This window comes from Bacillus sp. AFS012607 (assembly GCF_002558005.1).
GTDB classification, from domain to species: Bacteria; Bacillota; Bacilli; order Bacillales; family Bacillaceae_G; genus Bacillus_A; species Bacillus_A thuringiensis_S.
In genome coordinates this window covers 29385-42226 of record NZ_NTVM01000036.1, presented here as the reverse complement: position 1 = coordinate 42226, position 12842 = coordinate 29385, and the positions used below count along the sequence as shown (strand labels likewise).

Here is a 12842-nt window from a genome sequence, read left to right as displayed (position 1 = left end):
ATTTCAGGAATTGCTGTAGCACTGAAATCATTTAATCCCTCCATTAATATTATTGGAGTTCAAGCTGAAAACGTACACGGTATGAAAGCTTCTTATGATGCTGGAGAAATTGTATCACATTATAAAGCTCCAACAATAGCGGATGGTTGTGCAGTTAAAATACCTGGAAATTTAACCTTTGAAATTGTAAAAAACCTAGTAGATGAAATTGTAACTGTATCGGAAGAAGAATTAGAAGTAGCGATGAAAGACTTATTGCAACGCGGAAAGGCTGTCGTAGAAGGTGCGGGAGCATTAGCAACAGCCGCTCTTCTTGCAGGCAAAGTTGATAAATATGTACAGGGTAAAAAAGTAGTAGCGGTTATTTCAGGTGGCAATGTGGATTTAAAACGTATTTCAAGTGTATGTGAGCATTTCTTTGTTGCCAATGAAGTAAAATAACGATTGAGGAATGTATATAATAAGTTGATATTGCTAAAAAAGAGCTAGGATGAAACATCTTAGTTCTTTTTTGTAATATCAGGATACTATTGAGACAGAGTTTGTTTAAAAACAAACTCTTATACAAGGGGTACAGCCACATGCCCATTAAGCTAAAAATGGATTTTCTATGAAATTCCATTTTTTTAGTTATGCCACTATTATCGTTTCTGTTTCGTTATCAGATAAGCTCAAATTTCTTCCTCATCTTAAAGTGGAACAAATTTATTACTTAAATTGTCTATTTAGTACACTTTTTAAATATGAATATATTTCTTAAAGTGGCTTCAATAATTTTAAGTAAATCAACAGGAGAATTGAAAGGCAGGAGAAAGTAGCATGTCAGAAAATTATCGTTCTCGAGAGGAGCGACGACAAGTTAAAAAGAAAAAACAGCCTGCTGCTAAGAAACAAAAAGCAAAAGGTAAAACATCGTTTTTTCGTAAGTTTTTAGTTAGTTGTTTATTACTTGGTATTGTGGGTTTAGTCGCAGGAGTTGCTACCTTTTTCGTTATGATTAAAGATGCTCCAAAACTTGAGAAAGCAAAACTTGTTAATCCGTTATCCTCAAAAATTTATGATAAAGATGGGAAATTGATATATGAATATGGAAAAGAAAAACGAACGAATATTATGTATGATCAGATTCCTAAGTTAGTAGAAAATGCGTTTTTAGCAACAGAAGATGCACGTTTTTACGAGCACAGTGGCGTAGACTATAAAGGTACTGCACGTGCAGTCTTAGTCAGCCTAAAAGGGGATTACGGCTCTCAAGGTGGAAGTACGATTACACAACAAGTTATTAAAAATTACTTCTTATCGATGGAAAAAACGTCAAAGAGAAAGGCGCAAGAAATATATTTAGCATATAAGCTAGAACAACAGTATTCAAAACATGAAATTTTAGAAATGTATTTAAATAAAGTTTACTTAGGTAACCGTTCATACGGAATTGCAACAGCAGTACAAAATTACTATGGGAAGGAATTAAAAGATTTAACACTACCAGAAGTTGCAATGCTTGCTGGTTTAATGAAAGCTCCTAATAACTATGATCCAACGAAAGAACAAAATATTAAAAAAGCAACAGAAAGAAGAAATGTTGTACTTAAATTAATGAATCGACATGGTTATATTACAAAAAAAGAAATGGAAGAAGCATCAAAAGTTCCAGTAACAGAAGGACTTAAGAAAGCAACTGAACAAAAAGAAATGCCCTATCCAGCTTTTATGGATGCGGTTGTGAAAGAAGTTGAAAAAGAGTTGCCAGATGTTAATATCGGATCTGACGGTTTAGAAATTTATACAACATTAGATCCAAAGGCACAGGATTTTGCAGACAAACTTTTAAATAAAGATATTATTAATTATCCAAATGAGAAATTCCAAGGCGCTTTCACATTTATGGATACGAAAACAGGAGAAGTACGTGCAATTGGTAGTGGGCGTGGTGAAAATAAAGCTGTTTTTAAAGGACATAATATTGCAATTGAATTAAATCGCTCAGCAGGTTCAACGATGAAACCAATTTTTGATTACGCTCCTGCAATTGAATATTTAAAATGGGCTACTTACCATCAAATTGATGACTCTCCATTTAAGTATTCAACGGGACAAGAAGTTAGAAATGCTGATAGAAAGCATTTAGGACCAATTACAATGCGTGATGCATTGAAAACGTCCCGAAATATCCCGGCAATAAAAACTGCAAAAGAAGTAGGAATTAATAGATCAAAAGGTTTCTCTGAAAAGCTAGGTATTACATTTAATGTAGCACCGACCGAATCAACAGCGATTGGTACAAATGAAGCGTCACCAACTGAAATTGCAGGTGCTTATGCGGCATTTGGTAATGATGGTAAGTATACGAGGCCACATTTTGTTAAGAAAGTCATTTATTCAGATGGTAAATCAAAAAGCTTTGAGCAAAAGTCAAAACGAGTTATGAAGGATTCTACAGCATATATGATTACTGATATGCTTCGTACTTTTGTTTCATCTGGATTAGGTACAACAGCAAATATAAGTTCTTTAGATATAGCGGGTAAAACAGGTACAACAAACTATTCTTTAGAACAAATAGCACAATATAATCTACCAGAAAGTGCAACTCGTGATAGTTGGTTTGCTGGTTATACACCACAATATACGATGGCAGTATGGACCGGATATACAAAGGATAGTAAAGATGATTATATTAGTAGTAAAAATACGAAAATAGCTCAATTGATTTTTAAAGAAATGATGAGTAAGTTTGCTACAGATAAGTCACAATTTAAAATGCCGAACAGTGTAGTTCAAGAAGGTAGCGAATTACGTATTAAAGGTGAGAAGCGTGATTCTTCTCCAAATACGAAAATAGAAAATACGACTGAACAGCCGAGTGAAAATAAGCAAAAAGAAAAGCAAAAGAAACAAGAAGAATTAAAGAAACTAGAAGAGAAAAAGCAAAGTGAACAAAAAAGTGGTAGTGACCAAGGAAATACAACACCACCAAACAATGGTAATGGCCAAGGAAATACAACGCCGCCAAAAAGTGGTAGTGACCAGGGAGATAAAACACCACCAAACAATGGCAATGGCCAAGGAAATACAACGCCGCCAAAAAATGGTAGTGACCAAGGAAATACAACACCACCAAACAATGGTAATATCCAAGGAAATACAACGCCGCCAAAAAGTGGCAGTGACCAAGGAAATACAACACCACCAAACAATGAGGATGACCATGGAACGCTACCGTCACCAAGTAATGATGGGAATACAGGAGAGGCTCCAGCTAATAATGGATAATATGTAATCATACAATTAAAAAACGCAATCCTTTTTGTAGAAATATACAGAAAGGATTGCGTTTTTATGACGCTATCAATTCAATATGAGTTTCATTTATTCGCTAAAGAACTCCAGCGATACCTATCTCTAAGTATCCTTCAAAAGCAAAAGTTTCGTAAAACGTAAAAGTAAATATGACACAAGAGATTTGGCCGATTTATGCGTTTGGATTAGTCTACACGTAGCATTTCTTCGAGAAATCTTTACTTCTCTTCTCACACAAAAACTCTGTTCAAATCACTCACTTTCTGCACATATAATCTCTATTTTCAATCGTATACGTATTCTAGATGCAAGAGTGTTTCAACTACCTGGTCAATTTGCCATCGACTATCAAGGTTTAGGTGGAAGTAGTAATGAGGCAGGCATGAAAATTCAATTGGAATATGATTTATTTAGCAGTCAAGTCATTAACGTGCAGCTTGGACCAGGAAAGAATAATGATAAAACATATGATACCATCTGTCTTGAAACCATAGAAGCAGGCGATTTGTGTTTACGTGATCTCGGTTACTTCGATTTAGTAGACTTACAAACCATTCAGGATAAAAAGGTTTACTATATCTCACGGTTGAAGTTGAATACACGCATTTATATCAAGAACCCTGACCCAGAATACTTCAATAATGGTACGTTAAAAAGTAAAAAGAATACATCCAGCTTGATATGACACAAATGATGTAGGATCTAATCCCTGGTGAAACGATAGAAATCCACGAGGCATATATTGGCCAAAATCAGAAGCTTCCAGCACGTGGCATTATCCATCATTTAACCGATGATCAAACGCAAACACGACTGAAAAACCAAGCGATACGTGAAAAGAAAAAAGGCATTGTCATGAAGATAAAAGTAAACGTTTAATGGGGTAGCGTCAGGAAAATGCGGATTTACAACGTTAAGGAAATTTCAATATTAAAAAGCCTAATTTCTCAATTTAATGTGAAGAAATTAGGCTTTTTTTATTACTCAATTAAAGCTCCCTATTGTTGAATAATGTTCAATTTCAAACAAATAAAGCCATTAATATTAAATCTTGATAACCGCCATCCAATTTTACACCCTTTGCTTTTCTACCCTCTTCAAAAAAGCCAAGATTCTTATATAACTGGATTGCACCTAGATTATCTTCCATTACCTCAAGACAGACTTTCTCAATCTTACTGTTATTTTTAGCCCAATTGATTAATGTTTCTAGAAGAGCTCTTCCAATACCATAATTTCGATATTCAGGTAGTATGTTCATCGCAAAAGCCCCTTGATGACTAATTTTTTCTTTGTTTCCGTTCTTAAAATCTATTGCACCGACTAACTTACCATCAAATTCAGCAATAAACTGTACATAATTTGGATTTTCATGATAAGTTTTTAACGTTTTTTGAATAACATCAACACTCACCTTTTTTACATCCTCAACCGTACTTAGCATATATGGAGCGTTTATTAAAGCTTTTGAAGCAGAATCTAGCATTCTTTCCGCATCCTGTTCTTTAGCTTCTCTAATTATTATTGTTTTTCCATCCTTAGATTTATAAGTAAAAACATTAGTTGATAAGATTTTACACACATCCTTTCGGAATATAATTAATCGAATTTTTTAACTATTACACGATTCTTAAGTAAGAGAAAGTCGTATCACTTTTTTCTGCAATCGCTCACCTTTAACTTAATAACGATTATTTCAAAAAATTCTAATTTTGACAATAATTTATTCTGTTATATAATCCTTTAACGGAATAAGGAATGATTATTGTTTCCCTTCTGATAGCTTTCTATATAATGAAGCCCTAGACACATTTGTAATTTCACAAATTTGATTTACAGTCATATCTCGGTTTGAATTACAGTGAGTTGCATTAATCCAAAAAACACCGCTGATTTCCTATAAATAATGGAGGTCATCAGCGGTGTTTATCGGTGTATAAAACTTCAACATTATTAATAAGTCTTCTTTTAAAATATAAATGGTTAAACAAATGGGAAAATTCTTGTTATATCATCTTTTATTTCTGAAATACAGGTGCTATTTTATCAATGCGGTTTGTCCAAATTCCACCTGTATAATCGTCAGGAAGACGTTTTATATCTTCAGATGAGTCAAATCCACTTGAAAACCCAAACCCATTTCCTCCTACAATGATAACTCTAGTATCTGCTTTATCCATTCGATTAAGAAAACGATTTGGCCATCCCCAAAGCCAAGGAGCTACTTTGTCTGGTATATGTAATTCTCCATGCTTCAGGCTTGAAGGTATGTAGCCAGTCCACCCTAATGCCATATAAGTAATAAGATCTTTTTTCATGGTCGCTTTTGACATTATTCGTAAACTAGGGATGCGCTCTTTTATCGCAGCAATTGGTTTATCGCCACCATATACAGTTAGTTGATCAAGGCGCTTCGCTGGTAATTTCTTGAGGTAAGTAGCCATTTGGATTCCTTCATTTTCATCATCACTTTTAATATGAATAAGAAAAGAACGGTCTGGAAAATGGGTAAGTACTTCATCAAGTGTTGGCATAAGATTATGCCCTTTGCCACGAAACGGGAATGTTTTACCCCCATCAGCTGTATAACCGTAACCAATATCAAGTGCTTGTAGTTCTTTTGTTGTAAAATCTCTTGTAACACCTTTACCATTAGTACGGCAATCAAGAGTCCAGTCATGAAAAATAACAAAATTATTATCTTTAGTTGGTTGAACATCAAACTCTACTAGATCAGCTCCAGCTTTAAATGCCGCTTCCATAGATGGAATTGTATTTTCTAAATAAGAATGTTCAGGTTTATTTATACGTTTAGCTGTACATGTATCACCCTCAATCCCTTCCATGCTAAATGTTTGCGAAAGCCCTCGGTGAGCAAGAAGAAGAGGAGTCCTATCGGCCCTCTCAGCAAAAAAAGAACTATTATTTACATAAACAAATACGAATAGGATAAGAATTATCAAAGTCGTTTTACGTTTTAGTAACCTTTTTATTTTATTCATTGTATGCTCCTCTTAATTATTAGTTGAAATGCTGTAGACAATGTTCGTCATTTAAATACTGGTAGATGTTACAACCTATTTTATTTTATTGCAATGGATAGGATTGGTAATTGAAGATTAGTAATTATATATCAATATAACTTTTCAGCGAATAAAGATAATTCTTTTTTATCCAGATTCTACATCCTTAAGTTAATGGATGTGTGGTGGGCTCCTATAGGGGCTTAAAGTACTCAAAACTATGAACGTTTCCGCAACATTCCCCTTTTCCTCTTTCGAATAAAATTTAAAGGAAGATATAATAAAAGTATAACGATATAAGGGGCGTCTTTTATGAGAAAAGAGAAAAGACAAAGGCTAATTAAACAAGCGGTGAGAGAGCATGAAATAGATACACAAGAAAAGTTAGTAGAGCTGTTAGCAAAAAAAGGGGAAATTGTAACACAAGCTACTATCTCGCGAGATATTCGCGAATTAAATATAATAAAGACAGTTTCTTCGAACGGTTTAACTATATATAAAAACTTCACAGGAGATAATATACAAACTGATATGATGTTAAAGAAAAAGTTGGGAGAAGTTGTCGTAAAAATTGATTATATAAATCAATTAACCATTATTAAAACTTTACCGGGTAATGCACATGTTATAGGGGTGTTATTAGACTCTGTAGACTGGAAAGAAAAAGTAGGGTGTATTTGTGGGAATGATACATGTCTTGTAATTTCAAAATCACAATCAGATAGGGAGATTCTAGAAGAGAGATTAAAATTAATTATGTAGATAAAAAACTACTAATACAGGATTTTATTTCGTTACAGAAATAAAGCAGCTTTTCCGGAGCCTTGGTAATAAATTAAACTTTTAATTGGGATACTTTACGGTATATTGAAATTAATTGTCTTCTTAGTTGCTGAAGATACTTAATATAGAAATGATGTTGGAGTATCGAGAAAAATAATTAATTCTAAATATGAATTTTTAACGTAAGGTAGCTAAAATTTGAAAGTGAGTACAATTAATTGAAATTGCTAGTTATAAGAGAGGGTAAAAGTATCTTGTAAAGTAATGCATATAACATAGAAAGATATAAGAGATAGGTGAAATTTATGAATACAAGACAGAAAGAAATTTTATTTCTACTATTATCTGAATCTAACGACTATTCATTAGTACAAGACCTTGCGGATAAGGTGAATTGCTCTGAAAAAACAATTCGTAATGACTTTAAAATAATTGAGGAGCACCTTGCGAATTATTCAAGTGCGATTCTTGTTAGGAAACCGGGATTAGGTGTGTACTTAGAGATTGAGGAATATGAAAAGGTGGACTTGTTTAATAAACTTTATTGTATTAATAATCGCACAAAGTATGAATCAGATGAAGAAAGAATTCTACAAATTGCATACAACTTATTAATGAATGTAAAGGCAGTTACTGCACAGGAAATGGCATCCCAACATTTTGTAAGTCGAACGACTATAAAAAAAGATTTAGATAGAATTGAAAAATGGTTACATCATTTTGATTTAACCATTGTTTCAAAACAGCGAGTTGGACTTATTATTGATGGAATTGAAAAGAAAAAAAGAAGAGCATTGGCTAGATTATCAGATTTGATTCGTAATTCTGATCTTACGAATCAATTTATTAAAGAACAATTTCAATATCATGAGGTTGAGTTTGTTACGAACGAATTGAAAGCGTTACAAAAACGAAATGCATTGTTTTTTACAGATGACACATTTGAAAGTTTATTAGTGCATACATTGCTCATGGTACGGAGAATGAAACTTAAACAACCTATTTTAAATGCTGAAAAGGAAATTAAAATACTGAAAGAAACAAAAGAATATATATGGACATTGGAATTTTTAAAACAGTTGGAATGTGTTTTTTCAGTTCATTTTACAGAAGAAGAAGTTACGTATTTAACAGCTCATATTTTAGGTGGGAAAATTCGTTATCAAGATAAACCAATGCAGGACAGCACACTTACTGAAAGTAATCCAATTCTTTCTATGGTTATACAGCAATTAGTTAAACGTATGTCACAGTTATATGAAATTGATTTCAGTAAAGACAAAATTTTAATTGAAGGGTTAACGATTCATTTATATACCGCATTGAATCGCTTAAGCTATGATCTTTCTGTCTCTAATCCGATGTTACACGATATAAAGAGAATGTATCCCTATGTGTTTAATGTATTGATACAAGTATTAGAAGAGATAAATGAATCTCTAAATATATATATTCCAGAAGAAGAAGCGGCTTATCTTACTCTACACTTTGAAGCATCTGTTGAACGGTTAAATCACCAGGAAAAATCTAAAAATGTAATTATTGTTTGCCATATGGGCATTGGCATGTCGCAGTTGTTACGTACAAAAATTGAGCGTAAATTTCGTCATATCCATGTTATGGACTGTATTTCAAAAGCTGATTTACAAAGTTATATAATGAAACATCGTGATGTGGATCTCGTTATTTCAACTACTAGTCTTTCAAGATTAAACATTCCTCATATAGTAGTATCCCCATTATTAGAGGGGCCAGAAGAAAAGAAGCTAGGGGACTTTATACAAAATTATGATGAGCCAAGTTATAAAGAACAAAAAGACTTTGTTATGTTCAATTATACATCTCCATTTTTAGTGTTTTTACAACAGGATATACAGCACCCATATGAGCTAATTGAAAAGTTAGCGTATGCTTTGCATAGTAAGGGGTATGTAGATAAAGAGTATGCAGAAAATGCAATCATAAGAGAAAAAATGTCAGCAACAACGATTGGGGCAGGAATCGCAATTCCCCATGGCAACCCAAAATTTATTCAAGAATCAGTAATTGCAATTGCTACATTAAAGGAACCAATTGATTGGGGAGAAGAGAATGTATCACTTGTATTTATGCTAGCAGTTAAAAGTGATGGACAAGAGGTAACGAAACAATTGTTTCAGGAACTATCCTTTATAAGTGAGCAACCATCCTTTATTCAAAAGCTTACGAAAGAAACAAACGTAATGAAATTTTTGTCCTTTTTACATAATTAACCGAAAAGTGGAGAATCAAATAACCCGTTTTTAGCTTGGGTAAAAGGTTTATTTTTCCGGAAGTTACGGTAAAAAATGAAACTTTTGACGTCGTAATATTAATTTATAGTAAGTGTAGGCGCTTAGTAAAAAGTGTGAGGAGGATTAAGAATGAAATTGTTAGCGGTTACATCATGTCCAAATGGGATTGCCCATACTTATATGGCAGCTGAAAATTTGCAAAAAACAGCGGATAAATTAGGAGTCCAAATGAAAATTGAAACCCAAGGTGGAATAGGGGTAGAAAATGAGTTGACGGAACAAGATATTCGCGAAGCAGACGGCATTATTATAGCTGCAGATAGAGTCGTAAATAAAGATAGATTTGTAGGGAAAAAATTGTTGGTTGTTGGGGTACAAGATGGTATTCGTAAACCAGGAGAATTAATTCAGAAAGTAATCAGCGGGAATGTACCTATTTATCATTCACAGTCAAAAATAGTAGAAAGTAACCATCAGGAAAGAAAGCAAAATCCGATATATCGTCATTTAATGAATGGTGTATCTTTTATGGTTCCATTTATCGTAGTCGGGGGATTATTAATTGCTATTGCGTTAACACTTGGGGGAGAAAAAACTCCTGGGGGTTTAGTGATTCCAGAGGGTTCTTTTTGGAAAAACATTGAACAAATTGGTGGTGCATCATTTACGTTCATGGTTCCAATACTGGCTGGATATATTGCATATAGTATAGCGGATAAACCTGGACTTGTTCCTGGGATGATTGGTGGATATATTGCAGCAACAGGAAGCTTTTACGGAAGTGAAAGTGGTGCTGGTTTTCTTGGTGGAATTATCGCTGGTTTTCTAGCTGGTTACATAGCGTTAGGAATCAAAAAATTAAAAGTTCCAAAAGCGATTCAACCAATTATGCCGATTATTATTATTCCGGTATTTACTTCTCTTATTGTAGGCTTAGCATTTGTATTTATTATTGGTGCTCCTGTTGCACAAGTTTTCGTATCATTAACAGCTTGGTTAGCAGGTATGCAAGGGTCGAGTTCAATTCTCTTAGCATTAATTTTAGGGGCAATGATTTCATTTGATATGGGTGGTCCAGTCAATAAAGTAGCATTCTTATTTGGCTCAGCAATGATTGGAGAAGGAAACTATGAAATTATGGGTCCAATTGCTGCAGCAATTTGTATACCACCAATTGGAATGGGACTGGCTACTTTCATAGGTAAGGGGAAATTTCAAGATTCAGAGAGAGAAATGGGTAAAGCATCATTTACAATGGGGCTATTTGGTATTACGGAAGGTGCGATTCCCTTTGCAGCACAAGATCCACTTCGGGTTATTCCAAGTATAATGGCTGGTTCGATGACGGGTGCTGTGATTGCGATGATCGGTCATGTAGGAGACAGAGTAGCACATGGTGGTCCAATTGTTGCAGTGTTAGGGGCAGTAGATAATGTATTTATGTTTTTTGTAGCTGTAATTGTAGGCTCTATTGTGACGGCTGTTGTAGTAAATGTATTGAAAAAAGACGTTTCAAAGTTAGAAAAACAAGAAAATGAACAAATAAAAGAAGTATCAGCAACAATAGAAGTGCAACAACTGGAACGAGAGACTCAAGTAAGAGGCGAACAAGTAGACAAGGTAGAAATTAAAAAATTAACAGATATTACAAGTTTAGAATTAATTGAAACGGACTTAAAAGGGGAAACACGAGATGACATCATTGATGAAATGATTCAAAAGTTAAAGCAGGTGGGTGCATTACATTCAGTGATAGAATTTAAACAGGCTATTATGAACCGTGAGCAAGAAAGTACTACAGGTATTGGTATAAACATTGCGATTCCACATGGGAAATCAGCTGCCGTTAGGAAACCGAGCGTGGTATTTGGAATTAAACAATCGGGTATAGATTGGAACAGCCTTGATGGAACGGAAGCAAAGTTAATATTTATGATTGCGGTACCAAAAGGAAATGAAGGAAATGAACATTTAAAAATCCTTCAAATGCTTTCTCGAAAACTAATGGATGACAGTTTTAGAGAGCGGTTATTATCTGTTCAAACAAAAGCAGAAGCATACAAACTACTAGATGAAATAGCATAGAATGGGGGATTTAAATCATGACTGAACCATTATTTTTTGCACCTGTTTTTAAAGAAAGAATTTGGGGTGGAACACATTTAACTTCTTTTGGATATGAGATTCCATCAAATCAAACTGGAGAGTGTTGGGCTTTTGCTGCACATCAACATGGACAAAGTATTGTTAAGAACGGAAAGTATAAAGGGCTATCTTTGGGTGAATTGTGGGATAACCATCGAGATTTATTTGGAAATATGGAGGGGGAGCGTTTCCCTCTTCTTACAAAAATTTTGGATGCCAATCAAGATTTATCTGTTCAAGTTCATCCCAACGATGAGTATGCCAGCGTACATGAAAATGGAGAACTAGGAAAAACAGAATGTTGGTATGTAATCGATTCCATAAAAGACGCGGAAATTATTTATGGACATCATGCGAAAACAAAAGAAGAATTCATGGCTATGATTGAAAAGAAAGAGTGGAACCAACTGTTGCATCGCGTGAAGGTGAAAACTGGAGATTTCTTCTATGTACCGAGTGGAACTGTTCATGCAATTGGTAAAGGGATTTTGATATTAGAAACGCAGCAAAACTCTGATACAACCTATAGATTGTATGATTATAATAGAAGAGATTCAGAAGGTAATTTACGTGATCTTCATCTTGAAAGCAGTATTGATGTAATAGAAACTCCATGTATTTCGAATCAGTTAACATTTAAAAATGAAAAAGTAGATGATTTGAGTATAACTAATTTTATTAAATGTCCGTATTTTTCAGTGGAAAAATGGGAGTTAGATGGATCAGCTAGTTTGGAACAACAAAAAGCCTTCCTTCTTGTTAGTGTAATACAGGGAGAAGGTGAGTTAATTAAAGAAGGTGAGCACTATTTCTTTAAAAAAGGAGACCACTTTATAATACCTAATTATTTTGGAGGATACGATTTGGTAGGTAACTCTATATGTATTGTTTCAAGTATATAATAAATTTTATAATTTTTATATAAAGATTATAGAAAATATTATTTAAACACAAATTAACCAGTTCCTGATTTTACGGATCTGGTTAATTTGTGTGAAGTGCATCAAGTTTTGAGGAAGTGCTTGTGAACCGTAGCATAAATAAATGAGGTTTTGTATGTTCGATTTTTAAATAATACCCAAGAAGGAGTGGGTTGCAGTTATAGTAATACTCTATTTTTTGTATTTCTATAATAGATAATTTTTTTAAAAAACAGAATTATCTTGACAGTTATTGAATGGATTGATAAGGTTATAAAAAAATATTTCTTATCCAGAGAGGTGGAGGGACTGGCCTTATGAAACCTCAGCAACAGGTCTGCTTAAGTAGACACTGTGCTAATTCCAGCGGGTGATAATCCTGATAGATGAGAGCTTCC

Annotated in this window: 8 protein-coding genes, 2 pseudogenes and 1 riboswitch; of the genes and pseudogenes, 7 read left to right on the top strand and 3 right to left on the bottom strand. The window is 33.9% G+C overall.

Annotated elements, in window-relative coordinates; all coding sequences use genetic code 11:
• The 3 genes and pseudogenes from CN409_RS28070 to CN409_RS28060 form a co-directional block, all read left to right on the top strand.
• A partial coding sequence (locus tag CN409_RS28070; RefSeq protein ID WP_141527748.1) for a pyridoxal-phosphate dependent enzyme occupies nucleotides 1-441 on the top strand: 441 nt, incomplete at its 5' end.
• A gap of 378 nt (nucleotides 442-819) precedes the next feature.
• Nucleotides 820-3273: a PBP1A family penicillin-binding protein gene (locus tag CN409_RS28065; protein WP_097981969.1), complete on the top strand. Its 2454-nt coding sequence runs from the start codon at nucleotides 820-822 to the stop codon at nucleotides 3271-3273.
• A gap of 66 nt (nucleotides 3274-3339) precedes the next feature.
• A pseudogene (locus CN409_RS28060) lies at nucleotides 3340-4184 on the top strand (IS4 family transposase); the annotation flags it as partial.
• Between the two features lie 137 nt (nucleotides 4185-4321).
• Here CN409_RS28060 and CN409_RS28055 read toward each other — a convergent pair.
• From CN409_RS28055 to CN409_RS28045, 3 genes and pseudogenes are all read right to left on the bottom strand, one after another.
• Nucleotides 4322-4882 (bottom strand): GNAT family N-acetyltransferase, encoded by a 561-nt coding sequence (locus CN409_RS28055; protein WP_097981971.1) that lies wholly within the window; start codon nucleotides 4880-4882, stop codon nucleotides 4322-4324.
• A 180-nt stretch (nucleotides 4883-5062) separates the two neighbouring features.
• A pseudogene (locus CN409_RS28050) lies at nucleotides 5063-5146 on the bottom strand (helix-turn-helix domain-containing protein); the annotation flags it as partial.
• A gap of 172 nt (nucleotides 5147-5318) precedes the next feature.
• Complete coding sequence (locus CN409_RS28045) at nucleotides 5319-6302, bottom strand: glycerophosphodiester phosphodiesterase family protein (protein WP_097981973.1); 984 nt, start codon at nucleotides 6300-6302, stop codon at nucleotides 5319-5321.
• Nucleotides 6303-6635: 333 nt separating this feature from the next.
• Between CN409_RS28045 and CN409_RS28040 the strand changes: the two genes are divergently transcribed.
• The 4 genes from CN409_RS28040 (at nucleotide 6636) to manA (ending at nucleotide 12426) form a co-directional block, all read left to right on the top strand.
• The gene (locus CN409_RS28040) at nucleotides 6636-7085 is read left to right on the top strand and encodes an arginine repressor (RefSeq protein ID WP_097826425.1); all 450 of its coding nucleotides are present in this window, start codon (nucleotides 6636-6638) and stop codon (nucleotides 7083-7085) included.
• 326 nt (nucleotides 7086-7411) lie between these two features.
• Nucleotides 7412-9358, top strand: coding sequence for a BglG family transcription antiterminator (locus CN409_RS28035; RefSeq protein ID WP_097981974.1), 1947 nt, complete (start codon nucleotides 7412-7414; stop codon nucleotides 9356-9358).
• A 150-nt stretch (nucleotides 9359-9508) separates the two neighbouring features.
• Nucleotides 9509-11464, top strand: a complete 1956-nt coding sequence (locus CN409_RS28030; RefSeq protein ID WP_097981976.1) for a PTS fructose transporter subunit IIABC — start codon at nucleotides 9509-9511, stop codon at nucleotides 11462-11464.
• A 17-nt stretch (nucleotides 11465-11481) separates the two neighbouring features.
• Complete coding sequence (manA, locus tag CN409_RS28025; protein WP_097981977.1) at nucleotides 11482-12426, top strand: mannose-6-phosphate isomerase, class I; 945 nt, start codon at nucleotides 11482-11484, stop codon at nucleotides 12424-12426.
• A gap of 303 nt (nucleotides 12427-12729) precedes the next feature.
• Nucleotides 12730-12837, top strand: a riboswitch (SAM riboswitch).
• The last annotated feature ends 5 nt before the right edge of the window (nucleotides 12838-12842 follow it).

Coding starts and splice junctions, on each gene's coding strand:
- CN409_RS28065 (WP_097981969.1), top strand. CDS start 820: ATGTCAGAAAATTATCGTTCTCGAGAGGAGCGACGACAAGTTAAAAAG.
- CN409_RS28045 (WP_097981973.1), bottom strand. CDS start 6,302: ATGAATAAAATAAAAAGGTTACTAAAACGTAAAACGACTTTGATAATT.
- CN409_RS28040 (WP_097826425.1), top strand. CDS start 6,636: ATGAGAAAAGAGAAAAGACAAAGGCTAATTAAACAAGCGGTGAGAGAG.
- CN409_RS28035 (WP_097981974.1), top strand. CDS start 7,412: ATGAATACAAGACAGAAAGAAATTTTATTTCTACTATTATCTGAATCT.
- CN409_RS28030 (WP_097981976.1), top strand. CDS start 9,509: ATGAAATTGTTAGCGGTTACATCATGTCCAAATGGGATTGCCCATACT.
- manA (WP_097981977.1), top strand. CDS start 11,482: ATGACTGAACCATTATTTTTTGCACCTGTTTTTAAAGAAAGAATTTGG.